The organism is Streptomyces sp. NBC_01235, assembly GCF_035989285.1.
Classification (GTDB): Bacteria; Actinomycetota; Actinomycetes; order Streptomycetales; family Streptomycetaceae; genus Streptomyces.
Map to the genome: position 1 here is coordinate 10,312,212 of NZ_CP108513.1, position 21,622 is coordinate 10,333,833.

Consider the following 21,622-nt stretch of genomic DNA (forward strand, 5'->3'; position numbering starts at 1 on the left):
GCGGTCCTACTCCCTGCCGCAGCGGAGGAAGAGATGGGGCTCGGGCACGGCCTCGGGATGGTCGGGGGTGAACAGTACGTTCTCCTCGGCCAGCACGGTCAGTCCGGCCCCGGCGACCACGTCGACGAGATCCTCGCCGGCGAAACTGGTCACCCGCACGGGCTGCCCCATGAACACGGCGTCGACCCCCTCCACGTCCAGCGGCACGGTGGCGAGCGCGAGACTGCCTCCGGGCCGCAGCGCCCGCCCCAGCCGGCCGATCAGGGCGCTCTGCTGCTCACGTTCCATCTGGAGCAGCGAGAAGTACACGCAGACAGCGTCCAACGAGCTTTTCTCCAAGGGGAGTTCACGCACGTCGACGCAGCGGAACGTCGCCTGCGGCACCTGGCGCGCGGCGAGGTCGACCATGACGGGGGAGACGTCGACGCCCAGCACCTCGTGACCCGCCCGTGCGAGGGTCTCCGCCGTGGGCCGCCCCGTGCCGCTGCCGACGTCCAGCACATGACTGCCCGGCCCGAGCCGGCCGAGCAGCCACTCCAGGGACCGGCGGTGCGCCTCCGAGTGCGCGAACGCCTTCTCGTACGCGGCTCCCAGCGCGTCGAACACCCGCGCCGCCCGCCGACCGTCGTCCTCGTCCGTCAAGGCAGCCTCCCCGTCGTGATGTGCAGGTCCCGCGCATCCTCGCACTCCTGACGGCACCTCACAACGGCTTGCAGAAGCGGTCGTTCAGCCCATCCCGCCCGCGTCGAGCAGCGCCAGCAGTGTGCGGGCGTCGCGCACCGTGGGATGCTCCTCGCCCAGGTGCACGGCGGCCTCCGCCACCGCCCGCCCGGCGCGGGCGACCCCGCCCGGCTCCGCGCAGCTCAACAGGGCGTACGACACCGAAAGCCGCAGGGTGAGCGGATGCCGGCCGCCCAGCCGCTCGCGGGCCTCGGCGAGGAACTCCCCGCACTCCCGGCGAGCCTGCTCAGTGGACCTCGACCCGCCACCCTGCTCCCACGCCAGGACCCGCGCCTCGATCTCCCGGGCCGTCTCCCGCGACCGCGCCACCCGGTCCTCGGCCTCGTCGATCCGAGCCGCGCTCGCCTTCGCCGTCTCGGCGTCACCGGCACCAGCGACGGTGGTGCGCTGCGTCTCGCTCCTCGTGTACGCCAGCGTCTCGTGCCGCAGGGTGACCGGCAGCGTGGCGTGCTCGCGGATCAGGTCGCGGGCCTTTGCGGAGAGCGACGGTGCGTCGACCGGTCCCGACCCGGCCGCCTCCGGAAGCAGTGCCGCGGCGACCTCGGCGGGTGTGGGCCGCTGGGCGGGGTCCGGGTGCAGACAGCCCCGGACGACGCGGTCGAGGTCGGCGGGCAGCCCCGACAGGTCGGGGGAGTTCGTACGGATGTTCTCCACGACGGCCGGTGCGTCGCTGCCCCACGGCAGACGGCCGAGCGTGAGCCGTGCCAGGAGCGTGCCGAGGGAGAAGACGTCGCTGGCCGGGGTGAAGCGGGCGTCGCCGCGCAGCTGCTCGGGGGAGGCGTACGCGTAGGTGCCCGCGAACCCCTCGCGGGGCTCGGTCAGCCGCTCGATCTGGGCGATGCCGAAGTCGATGACGCGCGGCCCGTCCTCGGTCATCAGCACGTTGGCCGGCTTCAGGTCGAGGTGGACGATCCCCGCCTCGTGGATCGCGGTGAGCGCGGTCGCGATGCCCGCGCCCACGCGGCGCACGGTCGGCTCGTCCAGCGCGCCGAACCGCTGGACGAACTCCTGCAGGGACGGCGCGGAGACGTACGGCACGGCCATCCACGGGGTGTCACCGGCAGTGTCGGCGGCGATCACGGGGACGGTGAACCGCTCCTCGCGCACCCGGCGCGCGGCCTGCACCTCGTGGGCGAAACCCTCCCGGATGTCGGCGTCCGCCGCGTACTCGGCGTGCAGCGTCTTGACGGCGACGAGGATTCCGTCGGCGTCCCGGCACAGGTAGACCCGCCCGAAACCGCCCTTGCCGATGCGTTGCAGGACCTCGTAGGAGCCGAAGGCGGGCGGGTCGTCGGCCATCCGGGACGCGCGGGCCCGGGGTTGGCCGCGCCAGTCGCCGAGAGCCTGGGCCCCGTCGTCGAACACGGTGGCCGCGGGCGGTGCGGCGGGGGAGGGCGGTCGGTCGCGCGGTTCCTCCGCCGCGACCACCTGCAACGTCACCGCAACGGGGCCGTCGGGCCCGAACGAGAACGCCTGCGCGTCGACCCGTTCGCCGTCGCGTGCCTCGACGCACACCGCCGGCAGCCCCAGCCGCCCGCACAGGTCGGCGTCCTCGGCCGTCGGCTCCGGTGCGGGGCGGGCGAAGTAGAGGGCGAACACCTCGTGGCCCTGGTCCGCCAGTTGGTTCAGCAGGAGCTGCCACCGCTCGACGGGCACCGCCCGCGGCCCGCGACCGCCGGTCTGCTCCGCGATGCCGGTGACCACCGTGGCCACCCCGGTCCCGCTCCGGCCCGTCAGCAGGCCGAACGCCGTGAGCGGCGCCGAGACCACGTCCTGGGCCAGCGCCCGGCCCGCCTCCTGGCCGACCCGCAGCACGGTCTCTCCGGCCCGCGCGGCGAGCCCGTCGCGCTGGGCGCTCAGGATGTCGTACTCCGGGTCTCCCGGACCCTGGCCCCGCAACTCCAGGCAGTCCAGGACCTGTTGGAAGACACCGCTCGCCGTCGCGAACTCCTCCGCGGCGACCGCCGCCTTCGCCTGGGCGACGCGCGCGTCCAGGGTCTGCTCGCTGCCCGCCCCGTACAACTGCTCGTTGGTGTCGGCGAGTTGCCTGTACATGCGCATGGCCCGCCGCACGTCGCCCGCCGCCTCGACGGCGCGGGCCGCTTCGAAGAGGTCCCCCACCCCGTCGTGGCCGCCCTCCTGGCCGAGCGGCAGGCCTCCGGCGAGTCGCGCGTAGTAGTTCCTGGCGATGCCGGTGATCCGGTGGGTCGGGCCCAGCTCCCGCTCGGCGCTCCGCAGCATCTCGGTGAACGTGCGAAGCGCGGCGGCGGTGTCGCCGGCCTCCGACTGCCAGTGCCCGACGTTGCACTGGAGGTCCAGCGCGGCCTCGGTACGGCCCTCCGCCTCGGCCGTGCGCCGCATCGCCTCGTACCGGCGCACGGCCTCCTCGTGACGGCCGGCCCGGCCGTGCCAGTGGGCCAGCTGGTGAAGGGCCAGGTGGGTGTGCGGATGGCCGGCTCCCTGATGCGTCTCCTGGTCGGCGAAGAGCCGTGCGAACAGCTCGATCGCGGCCTCCGGTTTCCCCGACTCACCGGTCCAGTGGGCGCCTTGGTGGCGCATGCGGAGCGTCTCGGGGTCGTGCGGCCCCAGGGCGCGGGTGGCCCGGTCGACCAGCTTGCGGTACTGCCGCACCGCCTCCGTGTACCGCCCAGCCCCGCCGCTCTGCTCGGCGACGGCCGCCGCGGAGTGCAGCTCCTCCACCACGCGTTCGCGTCCGTCCCCCTCGGACGCGCTCTGTCGCCGCCTGACTCCCCACCGCATCCGGCACCCCCGTCCGTCGTCATGCACTGATCAGTTCACGCCACGTGAGCGGGTACGGTTCCCCGAACCGGCCGGAATCCCATTTTCCGCTACCGTAAGTAACATGATGAAATCCTCTTGACGCGGGCCCTACTGGTGAGTAGCTCCGGCCCCCGGTAACAGTCGTTCCGTTCGGAGGACCCCCGATGCCCTCTCCAGAGGATGCCCTGCAAGAGGCCCGTACCGCCTACGAGGAGCACGTCCGCACGTGCCGTCAGTGTCACTTCGACATGGCACCGTGCGCCGTCTCCAAACACCTGCTGCGCATCCACAACAACGCCAGAAGAGCTCAGGCGCGCGCCAACTCCGCGACGCACTGAGGGAGTCGGCGACTCAGCCCCGGCGCGTGGGCACCGTCACCGTCAGGTTCCTGATCTCGTAGCCGCCGATCTCGTCCTTGAACGAGACCCGTGGTCTGCCGGTCATCCGCAGACCGTCGACCGCGAAGAGCCTGCTGAGCAGGACGTCCGCCTCCAGTACGGCGATCCCGGCGCCCGGACAGCGATGGGCGCCGTCCCCGAAGGCCAGCCCTGCCGGCCCCGGGCCCAGCGCCGGCACCCGGCCCGGGCGCAGGAGGCCCGGCGCGCGGCCGACGACGTCCGGATCGGCGTTGGCCTCGTCGACGAAGACGGTGATCAGCTCCCCGGGGCCGACCGACGCCCCGCCGACCCGCATCGGCGCGGTGGCCCGGCGGGACAGGCGTGCCACGACGGGCTCCAGCCGCAGGATCTCCCGGAGCAGTTCCAGCCGCTCCGGCTCCTCCGCCGCCCGGTACCGATCCCGCAGCAGTGGGTCGTCGAACAGGTGCCAGGCGGCGACGCAGATGAACTCGCGCGTGGTGACCATGCCCGCCGCGGCGTAGGTGAGGCACTCGCCGAGGATCTCCGCACCCGAGCACCCCTCGGCCAGCAGGTGCGAGATCAGGTCGTCCCGCTGTCGGCGCCGGTGCGCGCGGATCGCCGGGCGGACGTCGGCGAGGTGGATGCTCAGCCAGTTCACGTTCTGGCGCAGCAGCCAGTGGAGACCTCGCAGGCTGGTCAGCCCGGGCTGCCCGAACTCCTCGGGGAAGAAACGCTCCAGCCTCGACTTCAGACCCGGACGGCTGTGCGTGAGCCCGAGGATGTCGCTCACCACCTCGATCGCCATGGCGAAGCTCAGGTCGGACAGCTGCGCCGTACCGGCGGCCCGCAGCACCGCCAGCTGCTCCTCGGCGACCCGGGTCATCAGCTCGCGGTAGTGCTCGTCAACGCGCCGCGGTGTGAAGAACCGGGCGGTCTGCCGCCGCTGTTCGCGGTGGCCGGGACCGTCCTGGTAGAGCACGGGCCGACGGATGCGGGACGGCAGCTTCTCCACCGTCTCGATCCCGAGACCGGCCTGCACCGTCTCCCCGGCGCGCAGCACCTCACGGGCGGCCGGATACCCCCGGACCTCCCAGGTTCCGTCCGCGCCGCGGCGCACCGGACAACCCGGCCTGCCGCGCCCCCGTTCCACCTTCCGCACGCTTTCCCGCGCGTCCCCCATCGGGTCACCCTCCCCTTCGCCGCACCGGACGTCAGTGTCGCCGCGACGAGCGCCCCCGCGATGCCCCTTTACCGGCCACACGGCACCACGGAGGCGGCCCGCTCACGCGGGACGAACGGCGCCGCGCAGCGCATCCCCGAACGGGAGGATCGCCTCCTCGCGGATGTACGCGCCCGGACCCGGGGCGTGGACCATCGTGGCACCGTCCGTGCACAGACCGACGTGGCTGAGGTCGTCGTGGAAGAACACCAGGTCGCCGGGGCGGAGCTCGTCGAGGCCGACCCGAGTGAAGGCTTTCGCCTGGTCGATGGCGGACCGCGGCAGGCTGACCCCGGCGGCCAGCCAGGCGGCCTGGGTGAGGCTGGAGCAGTCGTACGACTCCGGTCCTGTGGCACCCGGGAGGCAGGGCCGCCCGATCTGCGCACGCGCGAAGGCGAGCGCCTTTTCAGCCTTGCCCAGATAGGCGGTGCCGGTCGCGCTGAAGGTGGTGCCGACGGGGGCCGTGGCCGAAACGGGCATCGGAGCCTGGGCGGGTACGGCGGCGGGGGCGGGAGCCACGAGGACCGGCCCTGCGGGGGCCGCCATGCTCGGCATCGGGGCGACGCCGACTCCTGGAGCCGGGTAGCCGGAAACGGAGGCAGCGCCCACGAGTTCGGGATGCGGGAAGCCCGCCGCAGGCACGGTCAGGGCCGCCTCGGACACGGCAATGCCGGCAGGCGGCGTTGCGAGGCCGATCTGGGGCATCGGGGCATCGGAGGTCGGCGGGGTGAAGTCGGCTGCGGGATACGGGAAGCTGAACGGAGGCTGCGCCACACCGAGTTCGGAGGTCAGGAAGCCGCCCCCGGCATTCATGGCAGCGAAGAGCGGGGTGTCGGCGAGCGGGGTGGCGGGACCGGCGTCGGGCATCGGGAAGGCGAACGACCCGGTTTCCGGTCCGGCTTGGGGCATCGGGACGCCGGGTGCCGGTGTGGCGGCGGCAGCTTCCGGCATGGGGAAGCTGAACGACCCGGTTTCCGGTCCGGCTTGGGGCATCGGGACGCCGGCTGCCGGTGTGGCGGCGGCAGCTTCCGGCATGGGGAAGCTGAACGACCCGGTTTCCGGTCCGGCTTGGGGCATCGGGACGCCGGGTGCCGGTGTGGCGGCGGCAGCTTCCGGCATGGGGAAGCTGAACGACCCGGTTTCCGGTCCGGCTTGGGGCATCGGGGTGTCGGCCGCAGGCATGGTCGCGGCGGAGTCCGGCATGGGGAAGGCGAACGGGCCGGTCTGCGGCGCCAGGGTGTCCGACGCGGGAATGGCGCCGACGGCATCGAAGTCGGGAAGGATGAATGTGCCCGTCGCGGGGTCGACTTCGGGCATCGGGAAGCTGAACGCGGGCTTCGCGACGCCGAATTCGGACGTCGGGAAGGCGGGCTCGGGGGTGGCGCTCACGCGCGCGGAGCCGGCCCCCGGCGTCATGATCTTGAACTCGGGCAGCTGGTCGTCGCCACCTCCGCCGCGTTGTGAGGCCGCGTCGGGGCTCGGCGCCGCCGGTGGCTGACTCGGCCACGCGGCCGCGGCCTCCGTGCGGAACACCTGTTGCTGCCCGGTGTTCCAGGGCTGAGGCATCGGCTGTGTCATCGACGGCGCGGGCGACGGTTGGGGCGAGGGCGCCAGGGCCTTGGGCTCCGCTCGGCGCGGCTCGAGCGTCTGCTCGGCTGCCGGGGGGAGCGCGGCGACGGCTCGCGCGGTCAGCTCCGGTACCCGGCGCTCGGGCGCCTCCAGTTCGAGCCGTGCGCGCGGCGCACTGCTCTCGAAGGCCCTCTCCAATTCCTTCGGCACACGGGGAGTCGCCGGGGCGATGGGGCGGGCAGGCATACGGTCGGTGGGCAGGACTGCCGGCACGGTCGGACCGATGCTGTTGCGCGCCGCGTCGAACCACTTGCGGGTCACTGCCTCCAACGACGGATCGGCCCCTCCGCGCCCCCGGTTCAAGGAGACGCCGGACCGGCGGCCGCCACCCGACTGGGCGCGTGTCACGTTGTGTTTCCCGGTGTCGTTCTCGGCCCGGTCGTACAACGCGTTGACCGCCTGCTGGATCTCCGCCCGGTTGGGCTCGAACGCCTCCGTCGCCATGGCAGACGTACTCCTTCCGTGCTCCGCGGGCGCAACCGGCCCCCGGATCCGGGCGACCCCCGAGTCGAGGGTGCCCCAAGCTCTGTGCCCTGCGGGACTGTTGGGCCGCCTGACCCGGCGGTATGCGCCGGAGTCGTTCGTGCGGTCTGGCGTCAACCTAGCCAACTTGTGTGACTGGTGTGAAGATTGAAACGCTAAATGTCCGATACGTATTCGTGACCTTCGTCTCTCGCCGCCGCCGCGCCCACCCGCCGGCCGTGCGGGACGGTCACGAACGGGGAGCGCGCGCCTCGGTCTCGGGGCGCCTGACGCGGCCCGCCTCGTCCTGGATCAGCAGTGAGAGCAGGGATGCCACGCTCAACCCCGCCTCGGCGGGATGGCGCAGCACCTTGCCGGGCTCGATCCGGTAGGTGTTGCCGCGCCCCTCCCTCGTGTGGGACAGATAGCCGTCCTGCTCGAGGTCGGCGATGATCTTCTGGACCGCTCGTTCCGTCAGCCGGCAGTGCGCGGCGATGTCCCGGATGCGGGCGCTGTGATCGTCCGCGATGACGGCCAGCACGCGGGCGTGATTGGTCAGAAACGTCCATCCGTTGTGTGGCTCGGGCACTCCCTCCATGCGTCAATCCTACGCCTGGAGATTCACGTATACAAAGGCCGGAACTTCATTTCATGTATCGGTTGACGTATGACGGGCAGGGGGTGAGTCTTGATGGTGACGTGTGGAGTGACCGGGGGAGGCGGTCATGCCGGAACCTGCTGATGTGGTTCGGCCCGTTCCTGGGCCCGAAATCGGTGTCCGTCCCGACGGCGACCGTGTCGTCGTGGCGGTGCGAGGTGAGCTCGACCTCGAGGCGGCCGAACAGTTGGAGTACGCCCTGCGCGCGGCTCTCGGCGCCGCGGCCGGCGGTGTCGACCTGGAACTCGGCGGTGTGGCGTTCTGTGACTGCTCCGCCCTGAACGTGCTGCTCGGTCTGCGCGAGCAGTCCCTGAGGCAGGGGAAGACGGTCGCCCTGCGCACGACCGGCCCGGCGGTCGACCGGCTGTTGGCCCTGACCGGCACCTGGACACTGTTCGAGGCTCCCTGCCCCGATGGCGATGGCGATGGCCATGGAGGCGGCGAGGGCAGCGGCGCCGCGCACCGCTCCGGCGGGCCCGCCGAAACCCCGGACGGCAGCGCCCTGCGGGACCTGCGCATCGAGGTCGTACAACTGCGGCGCGCCATGCAGACCCGCCCCGTGATCGACCTGGCCCGCGGCATCCTCATGGCCTCCTTCGGCCTGGGCGCCGAGGAGGCCTGGCGTGTCCTGGTCCTGGCCTCCCAGAACACCAACACCAAGCTGCACCACCTCGCCCGCGACCTGGTCTGCGCCGTGCAGGGGGACCCGCCGGCGGACGCCGTACAGGAACAGGTGGCCGCGGCGGTGGCCAAGGTCAGGTCGGAGGTCGTCGCTCCCGCAATGGACGATGGAATCGATCGTGTGGACGATTGATCCCGTCGGCAGACCTTGACCCGGCAGTTGGGCCTACGGCCCCGACGCCCACACTCCCGTCGACGCTGCCGGCCGCCTGGCCTGGTGGGATGCGGAACATCCCGGTGACTGGTCGCGGACCGAGCGCACGTTCCGCGACGGGCACACCGCCACCCGGTGGGCCGCCGGGGCCCGGCCGGGCCGGTGGGGGCGGGACGGGAACGTCCGCCTGGTGGTGGCCACCGCCGACCCGGCCACCCTCCCGGCCAAGGCGACCTGGTACCTGGCCATCGACCTGCTCCTCCCGGGCGCCCGCCGCGTCGTTGATCGCCCCACCCGCTCGCCGCTCTCGCCGAAATCGTGCGGATCCACGGGCTGCGGCACTGGTCGAGCAGAGCTGCCCACATGTCAAGGACGAACCCGGCCGGGCCGACTTCCAGGTCCGCTCCGATGCCGCCATCCGGCGCCACCAGACCTTCGTGAGCCGCGCGTTCAGCTTCTGCTGGAACACCTGGTGCGCCCCGCCCCCGCCCGTTCCAAGCCATCGGTCAGTCGGTCCTGACGCACTGCCAGGCCCGTCGGCTTCGCCAACGTGCGGGTCCGCAGGGCTTCAGATGGCGCCTGACCCGGATAGCGGTGCTCCCCGTGCGTCGTTGGCTGGTCCCCGTGAGGCTGAGATGTACAGGTCGGCGTTGCTGCGCCGCCTTTGACCAAACGTGGACGACAAGGGGCCCGTCGTCGGGGCCGTTTTCGATGGAGGAGGTAGGCCCATGGCTGGCAGTGATGGCGACGGCGATGGCCGGGTGGCGCATGATCCGGCGGTCCTGGAGGCGTTCGAGGCGGTGCGGGCCGGCGGAACGCTGGGCCGTGCTCGGCGGCGGATGGCGAGTGAGTCGGGCGGGCCGCGCGCTGGGGCGGCGGAGCTCCAGAAGATCACCGAGCTGCATGTCTGCATGGGTTTGAACGCCTGCAAGGGGCATGACCGGGACGGCACAGCACCGATGGCGGGAATGGGCCGGTGCGCGACGGTGCTGCACGTGTGCCACGGTGCCAACGAGTGCCGGGGGCAGGGCGGGTGCGGCTACACCGGGCCGGACGCGGAGCTGGCCAGGCCGGGTACGCAGGCGTGTCGTGAGAACGGCAGTTGCGCGAGCCCGATCAACGTCAGCCGGGTGTTCGCCGGAGGCCCGCTGAAGGGCAAGAGCGTGTGGAAGCTGGCCCGGCAGCTGTTCGAGGCCAGGATGTACGAGGCCGGGATCCCGTTCGGTCCCGCTCCGGGCGAGGGCTACCCGGACGACGTCGTCCCGCCGTACGAAGTGACGGAGCAGGACAAGCAGAAGCGCAGGCTGCAGGACGGCGCAGCGCGGCAGGGTGCGGCAGTGACGGCCGGGCCCGACGGGGCTGCTTCGTGACATCACCGCCCGGCAGCGGGGGCATTTCCTCGATCTCCCGCTTCGCGCTTCCCGCTTTGGGGTTCGGGGTCGGTCTGCGGGCTCCGCATCACGGATGGGTCCTGGATCACCTGGAGGGCGGGCTGGGTGTGGACTGGCTGGAGGCGATCAGCGAGAACTACCTGGACTCCGGCGGCTTTCCGCGTCATGTGCTGGACCGGGTGGCTGACCGGTACCCGGTGGTGCTGCACGGGGTGTCGATGTCCATCGGCAGTGTCGATCCACTGGATCTCGACTATCTGGCCCGGTTGCGGCGTCTGGCGGACGCTGTCGGTGCGGCGTGGGTGTCGGATCACATCTGCTGGACCGGGGTGGCCGGGGTCAACACGCACGACCTGCTGCCGGTCCCTTTCACCGAGGAGGCCCTGGCCCATATGGCCGAGCGGGTGCGGATGGTCCAGGACGTCCTGGAGCGCCCGCTGGTGCTGGAGAACCCCAGCTCGTATGTGGGCTTCACCGCCTCCACGATGCCGGAGGAGGAGTTCGTCGCACGGCTGGTCACCGAGGCGGACTGCGCGCTGCTGCTGGATGTGAACAACCTCTACGTCTCGGCGGTCAACCACGGCACCGACCCGCACGCCTACCTGGCGGCGCTGCCGCTGGACCGTGTGGTGCAGATCCACCTGGCCGGTCACACCGACGCCGGCACCCACCTGATGGACACCCACGACGGGCCCGTCACGCCGCCCGTGTGGGACCTGTACGCCGCGGTGCTGGCGCGCAGCGGTCCCGTCTCCACCCTGCTGGAGTGGGACGACCGGCTGCCTTCCTTCCCCGACCTGGTGCACCACCTCGGCCCGGCAAGGCAATTGGCCGAGCGCGCAGTACCGGCAGCCAGGGCTGCGGTGGCGGCCGCAGTGGCGGGAGGGTGAATGCCCACCACCGCGCATCCGGCCCCGCACCACAGTGCCGCCGATGCGGCAGGGCCCGCGGACCTGGCCGGTCTTCAACGCTGGTTCCAGACCGCGATACTGCACCCGCACGGAGCGGAGGGCGAAGGAGCGGACCGGGTCGCAGACGTCCTCACCAGCTCCTCGCGGCAGGCCGCCCACGAGCGCCTGGCGGTCTACCAGCGCGGCTACCGGCTACGTCTGCTGGGCAGCCTGCACTCCTGCTTCCCGGCGCTGCGCCACCTGCTGGGCCCCGAGGCGTTCGACGTCCTCGCCACGGAGTACCTTGACGCCCTTCCTCCGCGCGGCTACACCCTCGACCGCTACATGCAGGGCTTTCCCGCCCACTTGATCCAGGGCAGACCCGACGCGGGGCGACCTGCCGATGAACGTGACCCGTGGGTCGACCTCGTCGTCGACCTGGCCCGCTTCGAGCGGGCCTTCGCCGAGGTGTACGACGCCGCCGAACCGAACCCCCACCGCTTGCTGGCCTGCCGGCATCCCGTGCACACCTACGCCACCGCCGTCGCCCACGGCCAAGACCCCGCACCACCCCCGGCCCGGCCGGTCCTGCTGACACTGGGCCGCCGCGGCCACACCGTGGTCGTCACCGAGACGGCCCCGCAGGCCGGCAGCGGTGGCGCCACCCAGCCCCGCCACACCGCACAGGCGCGGACGCCCGCGTGAGCGGTACGCCCCCACCCCGTCCCTGTCCGGGTCGCCCGCGCCCGGCAAGCGAACTGGAGCCACCATGACAACCCGCACCACTGCCGGCCTGCCCTTCACGATCGAGCCCCTGGTTCGCGTGAATCCGAATGAACCGATCCAGGACTACGAAACCCTGGTCAACCATCTCCACCAGGCGGCGCAGGTGGAGATGTCCACCATCCCGATGTACCTGTACGCGGCCTATTCCATCCAGACCAAGGGCCACAACCAGTGGCTGCCCGGCATCTCCGCCTTCCGCACCATCGTGGCGATCGCGATCGAGGAAATGCTGCACCTGTGCCTGGTCCGCAACCTCTTGGTCGCCCTCGGAGCGGGGGACCGGATCACCTTCAACGACAAGCACTTCATCCCCAGCTACCCCAGCAAGATGCTGCACCGTGTCCCCGACCTCGAACTGCACCTGCAACCCTGCTCGCCCGAGCTGATGAAGGACGTCTTCCTGCCACTGGAGCTGCCCGCCGAGCACCATGCGCCGGCGCAGCCCGACCAGTACCAGACCCTCGGCCAGTTCTACCGGGCCATCGAGGACGGCCTGGTCCGCGTGGACCGCGCCGAGGGCAGCAGGCTGTGGCAGTACGCCAAGGACAGCACCGCCTGGCAGTACCAGCGCGCGTACTGGAACCGCGACGGCGGCGGCGAACCCATCCTCATCACCGACCTCACCACCGCCCGCGAAGCCCTGCAGATCGTCGTCGAACAAGGGGAGGGCGTCGACCCCGCCAAGGCCACCGTCCCCATCGACCCGGTCAACCCCACCCCCGGCTTGGACGAACTCTCCCACTACGCCCGCTTCCTGCGCATCCAGCAAGGCATCGAGCCCATCGGAAACGTGCGCAACGTTCCTGTCGACCCCAGAGGCCGCGACTTCGACGAGCCCGCCGCGAGCCTGGCCCAGCTCTTCAACGCCGCCTACTTCTACACCCTCGCCATGCTCGACAAGCTCTACAACCTGCCCGCGACCTTCGCGGCCGAGACGGCCAGCCCCCGCTACCACCTCGAACGCACCTTCGTCTCCGCCATGAGCGGCCTGCTCTACAGCATCGCCGACCTGCTCATGCAAACCCCCGCCACGAAACTGCGCACCGAGCCGGCGACGGTGCCCGTCTTCGCCGCCCCGACCTTCGAGTTCTACGACTTCCCCGCCGAGATCAAGAAGTCCGGCTCCCACACCATGAAGCAACACCTGATGTGGCTGTGCAACCAAGCCATCGCGCACTTCCCTGAACTCGGCGGAGACAACAGCGTCCACTGGCTGATCGACAAAATGCCCGACATCGACCAGATCTCCTCGCAGCCCCCCGCCAGCCGCCCCCAACCGAAGTGACGGCACACCGCACCCGGGCCCCGATCCGCAGGTTCGACCCGCGTGGGCGGCGAAGACGACCATGCCGGCGGTCCACGCCGGCCTCCAGACCGAATCGGTCGGAGGAGATGCGCAGGCAAGCCGCTGGGCGATTGCGGGCGTAGATGGCGAGGTGGTCGTGCAGGCTCAGGGTCACCTGGCCGCGTCGGGCCTGCGCGGGGACCTCGAAGTCGTCCCACAGAGACAGGTCGGTGGCGGTGGGCATTGCTCTGCCGGCTTCAGGGTTCGGATCCTTCGACACCCGGACCTTCCTCGGCTTTCGCGGGTTCGCCGTGCCGCTGACCTGGCGATATGTTCTTCGGCTCAGCGCGGGATACTGATCGACATGCGCATCGACTTCGATCCCCGGGCCATGGACACCACAGCGTTCTACCGGCTTCTGACCGCAGTGGTGGTGCCGAGGCCGATCGCCTGGGTCTCCACGGTCTCGGCAGTGGACCCGTTCACCGCGAACCTTGCACCGCACTCCTTCTTCACCGTCGCCTGCACCGACCCGCCGATCGTCCAGTTCACCTCCGTCGGCCGCAAGGACTCGCTGCGCAACGTCGAGGCCACCGGCGAGTTCGTCGTCAACCTCGCATCCGAGCCGCTCTTCGAGCAGATCAACGCGAGTGCCGTCGACTTCCCCGCGCACGAGGGCGAGTTCGACGCGGTGGGCATCGCGCGGGAGCCCTCGTCGCGCGTGAAACCGCCCCGCGTGGCCGCCTCGCCCGTCGCGCTGGAGTGCCGGCTGCACTCGACCCTGGGCATCGGCAACTCCACCCTGGTCCTCGGCGAGGTCGTGCACGCCGCCGTACGGGAGGACGTCATCGTCGACGGACGCCCCGACATCCGGCGCCTGCGGCCCCTGGCCCGGCTGGGCGGCGACGAGTGGGGCACGGTCGGCGAGGTCCACGACCTGGCCCGCATCGCCTACCGCGACTGGCCGCCGTCCTGACCGCGTCGAACGTATCCTCGACCCATGACGACTCGCCGCACGACGACTCGCCCTGTGACGACTCTCCCCGTGACGACGCGTGACAGCCCCGACGCCTCCTGGCGTTCGCTGTGGTCGAAGAACTCGGCGCTGTCGATCGGCTCCGTCGACTCGTTCCTCTCCATCGGCTCCGTGGGCAGCGCCCTGTCCGTCGCCTCGGTCGGCAGCTTCCTGTCCGTGGGGTCAGTCGGCTCCGCCGTCTCCTTCGCCTCAGTGGGCTCCTGGCTCAGCGCGGGCTCGGCCCTGTCCGCCCGGTCCACCGGCTCGGTACTGGCACGGCGTTCCCGGGGCGGGGCCGCCGCGGTGGCGACGGTCGCCGGGCTGGCCGTGCTGTACACGTTGGCGTCGGGCCGCGGCCGATCGAGGGCGTGCCGATCCCGCCGACCGGGAGACCGCTGACCGTCGGCCCGGGTCAGCCGGTCGGGAGCAGGGCGTTCTGTGCGCCGCGCCACTCGCGTGGGGAGAGTCCGTAAGCGGCGCGGAAGACCCGGCTGAAGTGGGCGGGGTTGGCGAAACCCCAGCGCTGGGCCACCGCCGAGACCGTGGGAGCCGAGTCGTCGGCGCGGGCGAGTTCCCGGGCGCACCGCTCCAGACGGCGCTGCTGGATGAGGCGGCCGACCGTGACGCCCTCGCCTTCGAAGAGCCGGTGCAGATAGCGCACGGAGATGTGGTGCGCCGCCGCGACGGTCTGCGGGGACAGGTCCGGGTCACCGAGATGCCGGTCGATGTGGTCCCGGACGCGCAGCACGAGGTGGTCACCGGGGTGCGTCCGCGGTGCCGTGACACGCGGGGTGCGCGTATCGACCAGTGTGGCGAAGAGGTCCACGACACCCGTGGCCAGACTGGCGGCGGCGGCCGGGGCGCAGGGCGGGACCGACGCGGTGAGGGAGGTCAGGAAGGTCGCCAGCAGGGCGCCGATGCCGTCCGTCCCGGGGATCGCGGTCCCGGTCACCTGGCGCAGTCCCTCCTCCGGCAGCCCCACCGCCCGCCGGGGCATGTGCACGACGTGGGTGGAGAAGCGGCGCGGATAGTCCAGGGAGTGGGGTCGTGCCGTGTCGTAGACGACGAGGTCGCCCTCGCCCACGAAGGTGCGGCGGCCGTCCTGGATCAGCGTCGCCGTGCCCACCCTCTGGACGCCGACCGCCACCTGGTCCGCGGCCGGACCCGCTGCCGCGTCGGCGATGTGCGCGGGCGTGCGGCTCATGCGGTGCGCGTCGGCGTCGATCGTGGAGATGCGCAGGTGCCCCAGCCACTTGGTGGAGATCCGTCCCTCGAAGGGGCCGTCGGCCCGCGCGGTGACGGCCATCGGCACCAGCGCTCTGCCCAGCGCGTCCCGCCAGTACGTGAGTTTCTCCCCGTCGGGCACCGAAGCAGTCGTCAGCACCAGGGCCACCTGGCTCTCCTCTCCACCTGTGCGAAACCGGCGGAGAGATCGGGCGTCGGCCCGATCTTCCCGCCGTCATCAGCCAACCAGCGGCCCACGGCGGTCTCCAGGCAGGAAGCAGGCAGAAACGCGGACGGCGTCGGCACCGCCGTCCGTTGTGCGCTGAGGGAACAGCACGGTGCGCTGTCGGAAAAGACGCGGGGGAGGCCGCGCCAGCAGGATGGGGGGCACGGCGAGGGACCTCGCCCGTCGGCGGCGCGAGCCCGCCCCCGTCTCCGTGGTGCGGCGACCCGGGGACGGGCGGGCGAGGTCAGGGCGCGTCGAGACGGGCGAGGAGATCGCGAGCCTCGGCGACCGGTTTCGGGTCGGCGTCGAGACCGAGGGAGACACAGCGCGCGAAGGCCGCGCGTGCCTCCGCCGGACGTCCGGCAGACAGTAACGCGTTACCGAGGTTGACGAGCTGGCGGCTCTCCAGGGCGGTGTTGCCGCTCGCCCGGCAGATCGCGACAGCGGTGTTCAGCCGGTCCACCGCCTCCGCCCAGCGCTCCAGCGCGCCGAAGCTGCTGCCCAGGCCCGCGTGCAGCCCGAGCCGGGTGATGTCGGCGATATGCGGTTCCAGTCGGTCGCTGACCTGCTCCAGGAAGTCGAGCGTGTCCTGGTAGAACGCGAGCGCCTCTTCGGGCAGGCCCAGTTTCTCCAGGACGATGGCGTGTCCGTGCCGGGCCTGGAGACCGCCGTGCAGGTCGCCGACGCCTTCGAACAGGCGGGCGGCCCGGTGCAGGTGGTCGGCGGCGGGTCCGAGGTCGCTGATCTGCTGGAGCGCCCAGCCTTGGTACATGTGGGCCCAGGCCTGCTGACCGGCATCGTCGGCCCGTTCCGCCACGGAGAGGGCCTCGGCGGAGCGCAGAAGGCTGTCCTGATGGCGGCGTTCGCAGACGAGGAGCGCCCAGGCGTGGTAGTTGAGCTGTGTCGCCTCCACGACCGGATCGCCCAGCGCCCGTGCGCACCGGGCGGCCGTGCCGAAGACCTCGGGCCAGTGTCCCCAGAAGATCCACTGGTCGGAGAACCAGTGCAGGGCCTCGGCCACCTCCACCACCGTGGCGTGCTCGCCGGCGGCCTCGGCCGCGCGCAGGGCGGCCAGCCAGTTGGCGCCCTCCGACTGGAGCCAGGCGCGGGCCCGGCCCGCGGTCGAGAGGTCCACCGTTCCCTGCCAGGTGGGCGGCGGAGCGCCGTGGTCCGGCTCGAACCAACGGCCCGCGACGACGGCGGTCTCCAGCAGCCAGCGGAAGAACGCCGTGCGGGCCCGGTCCACGTCCCGCGCGTTCTCCTCGGCCTCCAGACGGGCACGGGCGTACAGCCGCAGCAGGTCGTGAAGGCGATAGCGGTCCCCGTCCGTCCCCAGCAGCCCGGTCTCGACCAGCTCCTCCAGGGTGTCCTCGGCGTCGAACAGCGGCTGTCCGGTGAGCCGGGCGGCGCCGGGGGCCGCCGTGTCCTGGCCGGGGACCAGGGCGAGCCGTCGGAACAGGCGGGCGGCCGAGGGCGTCAGCTGACGGTAGGACAGATCGAAGGCGGCGGCCACACGTACGTCCCCGGCGGCCAGCGCGTCCAGGCGGCGCTCCTCGACGGAGAGGCGGTCCGCGAGCCGACGCACGGTCCAACCGGTGCGGGTGGCAAGCCAGTTGCCGGCCACCCGCAGGGCGAGGGGCAGATGATCGCAGCGCTCGGCGACATCGGCGAGGGCGGCCGGATCGGCGGCGGCGCGCTCGGCTCCGACCAGGGAGGCCAGGAACTCGGCGGCCTCCGCGGGGTTCAGCACCCCGAGAGGCAGCCGGTGCACGCTGTCCAGCCCGGTCAGCATGCGGCGGCTCGTCACCACCACCATGCCCGCGCCCGCGGCCGGCAGCAGCGGGCGCACCTGGCCCTCGTCACGGGCGTTGTCCAGGACCAGCAGACAGCGCCGTTCCGCCAACAGCCGCCGGTACAGCGCGGGATGACCCTGCGGCCCGGCCTGGGCGAGGTCCCGGTCGGTCACCTGGAGGGCCTTCAGCACGCTGAGCACGAGTTCCGCGGGACCGGGCGGCTCGTCGTCCGTGCCGCCCAGGTCCAGCACCAACTGCCCGTCGGGAAACCGGTCGGCGAGATTCCGGGCCGCGTGCAGCGCCAGCGTCGTCTTGCCCGTGCCCGGCGGCCCGGAGACCGCCACCACCACCGGCTGGGCGGCGGCCTGCTGCTCCGCGAACGCTGTCAATCGGGTCAACTCCCGTGCCCGGCCCACGAAGTCGTCGATCCCGCGCGGGAACGCCCGCACACCCACCGGGCTGTAGCCCCCGGTGCGCCCGGCCCGCGCCGCCGTGAGCAGCCGCTCCCGCAGCTTCTCGTCCAGGCTCAGACCGTCCGCGAGCGCGGCGGCCGTCCGCCGCTGCGGAGCCGCCCGCCGCCCCCGCTCCAAATCGCCGATGCCCCGCACACTCACGCCCGAGGCCTCCGCCAGACCCTCGATGGTCAGCGACGCGGACAACCGCAACTCCCGCAGCAGCGCCCCGAACGCCGCCCGTTCCCCGCTCAATCCCGCCCCTTCACGTCGACATGCTCCTGCCGTCGCCCCCGAGCATGATCATCGGAATTCTAGAAGAGCCGGACACCCCGCGGGCCCACGCCGACCGGCATGCGGACGGCGTCGTCGGCGCTCGCCGGACGACGTCAGGAGCTGCCGTCGGACGGCGTTGTCAGTGGTCGCCAGTAAGTTCGTCAGTGTCGCGCCGATCCGGTGCGGCAACCCCCCTGTGCTGCGCCGATTCGGCGTGTGGAGCCTTGTGCTGCAAAGGAGATGGTGCGTTGTCGGACTGGGAGAGCGCGAGTACCGCCCGGGTGGTGCCGCCCGCGCGACCGCGAAAGCTTGCCAAGGTCCCCTTCGTCGAACTGGCCGACGGACGCCTGCAGGGCGTGGTCTCCAGCGGCTCGGACATCGAGCGGGTGTACGTCTCGTCGGTCGCCGCCGGTACGTACGCCTTCGCCTGTAGCACCAACAACAACCGCCCCTGCGGCGGCGCGCGCGGCTCGTTCTGCAATCACATCCGCGCCCTGATCACCGAGGCCGTTCTGCAGTACGGTGCCGACCGGGTCGCACGCTACCTGCGCGTCGAGCCCGCCGGCGCGGAGACGGACGCCGCTGCCCTCACCGCCGCGATGACCGGCACCCGCCCGCCGCAGGCGGACGGCAAGGCGGCCGCCGCATCCGTCTTCAGCCGGTTCCTGCGCCACCTGGCCTACCTGGAACTGGCCCCGGTCACCATCCCGTTGCCGGAGCTGCACTGGTTCCCGCCGACGCGGGCGGCGGCCTCGTCCGCGGCGCCCCCGCGTGAGCCCGGTTCGGGCGCGGAGGAGCACACGGGCGGGCTCATCGCGCCCGTGGAGGGGCTGGACGAGGCCCTGGCGGCGGTCGACGCCTTCGACCGGACGCTGGTCGCCGGTCTTATGCGTCCCCGGCCCGACCGGGTGGGCGACCTCACCGAGCTCGCCCGCGCCGTCGCCGGCACGCCGCTGGCCGCGCGGGTCGCCGAGGCCGCCGAGAAGGCCGCGGCCGGAGCGGCGAGCGAGGACCACTTCGTCGCCCTCGCCGCCGCCCGCACCGCCCTCTTCGGAGCCGTGCACGACGCGCTCACGGCAGGCGTCGACGAGGTGACGGGCCGCAGGCGGGAGGAGCACGCGCCGACGGCTCCTGCCGAGCGACCGACGGTGAACCTGCATGCGGCCGCCCGCACCTGGCTGTCGGACCTCGCGCGCGCCGGCTGGCAGGGCATCGACCACGACCTGGCCGGCGGAGCCGCACCGATCGTCTCCGCGATGCTGCCGCACCCCGAGCTGCGCCGCCTGGCCACCCTGCTCGACGGTTTCGCCGCCGAACTCGCCGCCTCCTGCCCCGGCGCCGCCCTGGAACGGATCCCTGCCCGCCGCTGGGGCGACCTGTGGTCCCGCGCCCTGCTGCTGACCCGGCCCGACGCCGCCGACCCGTCCACCCTCGGCACCGCCACCGGCCGTCTGCTGCCACTCGGCGTCGACCTGCACGAACACGCCACCGCCGCGCAGGCCCAGGTCCACGCGGTGTTCGAACCCGCCGACGGCACGGCACCCCGCCTGGTCCGCGCCGGCGTCTCGGTGCCGAAGCCGGACACCGTCGTCGAGGCCGGCGTCTGGCAGCTGCTGCGGCCCCACCTGTCGCTGCTCGCGGCCCTCGGCGAAGGCCGGGCGATGGAACTCGACGCCATGCCCCTCACCGGCGAGGGCGACCTGATCTGGGACGACACGCGAGCACGCAGGGGCGAACCCGCCGACGCCATGACCACCGCACGGGTCCTGCTGCCGACCGCCACCGCCCTGCCCACCGCGCCCCTGGAACGTCACCCCGCGCGCATCGCCGAGCCGGTGTTCCTGGAGGGCTACGACAGGAGGCAGGACGGCGTCACCCTCACCTTCGCCGTCGCCGGACACGACCTCCCCGTCGACACCGACCGCATCCCGACCGCGAGCCCGCTCACCCCCGAGGCGGTCGCCGCCTCCAGCGCGTGCATCGGCCTGCTCCGCTGGGACGGCGGCGGGTTCCGTCTCCAGCCGCTCGCCGTCGAGACCACCGTGCGCAAGAAGGTCGTCGCGCTCCACGCGGGCGCGTGGGCAGGCGGCACCACCGACAAGGCCGGCGTCCGGGCCGAGAAGGCCGCCACGGACGCCGTGACCGTCCTGCGCGAACGAGCGGGGAGGCTGCTGCGGAAATGAGCGACCACATGCCCCGGGCAGTCCCCGACGACAACCGCCGACAGGTCCTCTACTGGCGGTTGCTGGCCCGCCTCTTCGACCCCGAGGAGCAGGCCGGCCTGGAGTCGGCGAGCCTCGCCGTCGTCGAGGACATCGGCCTGCCGCCCGCACTGCTGGACCCGCAGACCTCCGTCGACTCCATCGTGCAGCGCCACCCCGAACTGGCGGCGGAATTCGACGGGTTGATGGTTCCCGAGACCGAGACCGGGACCGGGACCGGGACCGGGACAGGCACCGACGCCGGCACCGAGGCTTCGGCCGACGAGGGCGCGCGCGATCGTGCGGCCGAGGTACGGCGCGCGGCACTCGTGTCCAAGGTGCTGCTGAACGTCTTCGCCACCGGCTCCGGAGCCGTCGGCGCCGCGCAGTTGTCCCGCTGGCAGAGCGACGCGGGCTGGCTGGAGCGCGCGCTCGGCTGCCGGCCCGGTGAGCTGCGCGGCGGTCGAGGAACGACTCCCGACCTCGGCAGCCTCGTCCCCGGCATCGGCCCCGAACTCGGCGCCATCGAAGCCGACCTCGTCCAGCGCATGCACCTGCGCGAAGTGCTCGCCGACCCCGAGCTCGCCGCCCGCCTCACCCCGAGCATGTCGCTCATCGAGCAGCTGCTGCGCGACAAGGACAACCTCTCCGGCGTCGCCCTGGCCAACGCCAAGGCCCTGATCCGCCGCTTCGTCGACGAGGTCGCCGAAGTGCTGCGCACCCAGGTGGAGAAGACCACGGTCGGCGCGCTCGACCGCTCCGTCCCGCCCAAGCGCGTGTTCCGCAACCTCGACCTCGACCGGACCATCTGGAAGAACCTCACCAACTACAACCCCGAAGAGGAACGCCTCTACGTCGACCGCCTCTACTACCGCCACACCGCCCGCAAGACGACTCCACAGCGGCTCATCGTGGTCGTGGACCAGTCGGGCTCGATGCTCGACTCCATGGTCAACTGCACCATCCTGGCGTCGATCTTCGCCGGACTGCCGAAGGTGGACGTCCACCTGATCGCGTACGACACCCGGGCGCTCGACCTCACCCCCTGGGTGAACGAGCCGTTCGAGGTGCTGCTGCGCACCAAGCTGGGCGGGGGCAACGACGGCCCGGTCGCCATGGCCATGGCCCGGCCGAAGATCGCCGAGCCCAAGAACACCGTGATGGTGTGGATCTCGGACTTCTACGAGTTCGACCGCTCCCAGCCGTTGTTCGAAGCCATCGAGGAAGTCCACCGCTCCGGCGTCAAGTTCATCCCGGTCGGCTCGGTGACCAGCTCCGGCCGGCAGGAGGTCAACCCCTGGTTCCGGGAGCGGTTCAAGGCCCTCGGCACACCGGTGATCTCCGGCCACATCAACAAGCTCGTCCACGAACTCAAGACGTTCCTCGCCTAGGACTTCCC

Annotated in this window: 17 protein-coding genes and 2 pseudogenes; 12 read left to right on the forward strand and 7 right to left on the reverse strand. The window is 72.2% G+C overall.

The window, feature by feature from the left end; all coding sequences use genetic code 11:
* Positions 1-6: 6 nt before the first annotated feature.
* Both OG289_RS46270 and OG289_RS46275 read right to left on the reverse strand, forming a co-directional pair.
* Positions 7-642, reverse strand: coding sequence for a class I SAM-dependent methyltransferase (locus OG289_RS46270; RefSeq protein ID WP_327320015.1), 636 nt, complete (start codon positions 640-642; stop codon positions 7-9).
* A gap of 84 nt (positions 643-726) precedes the next feature.
* Positions 727-3,444: a serine/threonine-protein kinase gene (locus tag OG289_RS46275; RefSeq protein WP_327320016.1), complete on the reverse strand. Its 2,718-nt coding sequence runs from the start codon at positions 3,442-3,444 to the stop codon at positions 727-729.
* 242 nt (positions 3,445-3,686) lie between these two features.
* Between OG289_RS46275 and OG289_RS46280 the strand changes: the two genes are divergently transcribed.
* Positions 3,687-3,860 carry a hypothetical protein gene (locus tag OG289_RS46280; RefSeq protein ID WP_327320017.1) on the forward strand — a complete coding sequence of 58 codons (174 nt, stop codon included), beginning with the start codon at positions 3,687-3,689 and terminating at the stop codon, positions 3,858-3,860.
* A gap of 13 nt (positions 3,861-3,873) precedes the next feature.
* On the opposite strand, the gene OG289_RS46285 is transcribed toward OG289_RS46280, so the two are convergent.
* The 3 genes from OG289_RS46285 to OG289_RS46295 all read right to left on the reverse strand — a co-directional run bounded on the left by OG289_RS46285 (position 3,874) and on the right by OG289_RS46295 (position 7,789).
* Positions 3,874-5,061, reverse strand: a complete 1,188-nt coding sequence (locus tag OG289_RS46285; protein ID WP_327320018.1) for a cytochrome P450 — start codon at positions 5,059-5,061, stop codon at positions 3,874-3,876.
* Between the two features lie 102 nt (positions 5,062-5,163).
* On the reverse strand, positions 5,164-7,173 hold the full coding sequence (locus OG289_RS46290) for a C40 family peptidase (RefSeq protein WP_327320019.1): 2,010 nt from the start codon (positions 7,171-7,173) through the stop codon (positions 5,164-5,166).
* Positions 7,174-7,441: 268 nt separating this feature from the next.
* Positions 7,442-7,789, reverse strand: coding sequence for a helix-turn-helix transcriptional regulator (locus OG289_RS46295; RefSeq protein ID WP_327320020.1), 348 nt, complete (start codon positions 7,787-7,789; stop codon positions 7,442-7,444).
* 205 nt (positions 7,790-7,994) lie between these two features.
* On the opposite strand from OG289_RS46295, the gene OG289_RS46300 reads away from it, so the two are divergent.
* From OG289_RS46300 to OG289_RS46330, 8 genes and pseudogenes are all read left to right on the forward strand, one after another.
* Positions 7,995-8,663 (forward strand): ANTAR domain-containing protein, encoded by a 669-nt coding sequence (locus OG289_RS46300; RefSeq protein WP_327320021.1) that lies wholly within the window; start codon positions 7,995-7,997, stop codon positions 8,661-8,663.
* Positions 8,664-8,685: 22 nt separating this feature from the next.
* Positions 8,686-9,352 (forward strand): annotated as a pseudogene (locus OG289_RS49900) (IS701 family transposase); the annotation flags it as partial.
* 60 nt (positions 9,353-9,412) lie between these two features.
* A complete protein-coding gene (locus OG289_RS46305; RefSeq protein WP_327320022.1) occupies positions 9,413-10,054 on the forward strand; it encodes a hypothetical protein in 642 nt (213 codons plus the stop codon).
* Positions 10,051-10,965 (forward strand): MNIO family bufferin maturase, encoded by a 915-nt coding sequence (gene bufB, locus OG289_RS46310; RefSeq protein ID WP_327320023.1) that lies wholly within the window; start codon positions 10,051-10,053, stop codon positions 10,963-10,965. The genes OG289_RS46305 and bufB overlap by 4 nt, the downstream gene beginning before the upstream one ends.
* Entirely contained in the window at positions 10,966-11,670 is a 705-nt protein-coding gene (locus OG289_RS46315; RefSeq protein WP_327320024.1) for a DNA-binding domain-containing protein, read from the forward strand.
* A 64-nt stretch (positions 11,671-11,734) separates the two neighbouring features.
* Entirely contained in the window at positions 11,735-13,036 is a 1,302-nt protein-coding gene (locus tag OG289_RS46320) for a ferritin-like domain-containing protein (protein ID WP_327320025.1), read from the forward strand.
* A gap of 364 nt (positions 13,037-13,400) precedes the next feature.
* Positions 13,401-14,012, forward strand: a complete 612-nt coding sequence (locus OG289_RS46325; RefSeq protein WP_327320026.1) for a flavin reductase family protein — start codon at positions 13,401-13,403, stop codon at positions 14,010-14,012.
* A 24-nt stretch (positions 14,013-14,036) separates the two neighbouring features.
* Complete coding sequence (locus OG289_RS46330) at positions 14,037-14,450, forward strand: hypothetical protein (protein WP_327320027.1); 414 nt, start codon at positions 14,037-14,039, stop codon at positions 14,448-14,450.
* Positions 14,451-14,463: 13 nt separating this feature from the next.
* Here the strand turns inward: OG289_RS46330 and OG289_RS46335 are convergent, their stop codons facing one another.
* Both OG289_RS46335 and OG289_RS46340 read right to left on the reverse strand, forming a co-directional pair.
* The gene (locus OG289_RS46335) at positions 14,464-15,444 is read right to left on the reverse strand and encodes a helix-turn-helix domain-containing protein (protein ID WP_327320028.1); all 981 of its coding nucleotides are present in this window, start codon (positions 15,442-15,444) and stop codon (positions 14,464-14,466) included.
* Positions 15,445-15,745: 301 nt separating this feature from the next.
* Positions 15,746-18,001, reverse strand: a complete 2,256-nt coding sequence (locus OG289_RS46340) for an ATP-binding protein (protein ID WP_327320029.1) — start codon at positions 17,999-18,001, stop codon at positions 15,746-15,748.
* Positions 18,002-18,270: 269 nt separating this feature from the next.
* Here OG289_RS46340 and OG289_RS46345 point away from each other — a divergent pair.
* The 3 genes and pseudogenes from OG289_RS46345 to OG289_RS46355 all read left to right on the forward strand — a co-directional run.
* Positions 18,271-18,774, forward strand: a pseudogene (locus OG289_RS46345) (hypothetical protein); the annotation flags it as partial.
* A 60-nt stretch (positions 18,775-18,834) separates the two neighbouring features.
* A complete protein-coding gene (locus OG289_RS46350) occupies positions 18,835-20,205 on the forward strand; it encodes a hypothetical protein (RefSeq protein WP_327321006.1) in 1,371 nt (456 codons plus the stop codon).
* An 8-nt stretch (positions 20,206-20,213) separates the two neighbouring features.
* Positions 20,214-21,614 carry a VWA domain-containing protein gene (locus OG289_RS46355; protein ID WP_327320030.1) on the forward strand — a complete coding sequence of 467 codons (1,401 nt, stop codon included), beginning with the start codon at positions 20,214-20,216 and terminating at the stop codon, positions 21,612-21,614.
* Positions 21,615-21,622 lie beyond the last annotated feature (8 nt).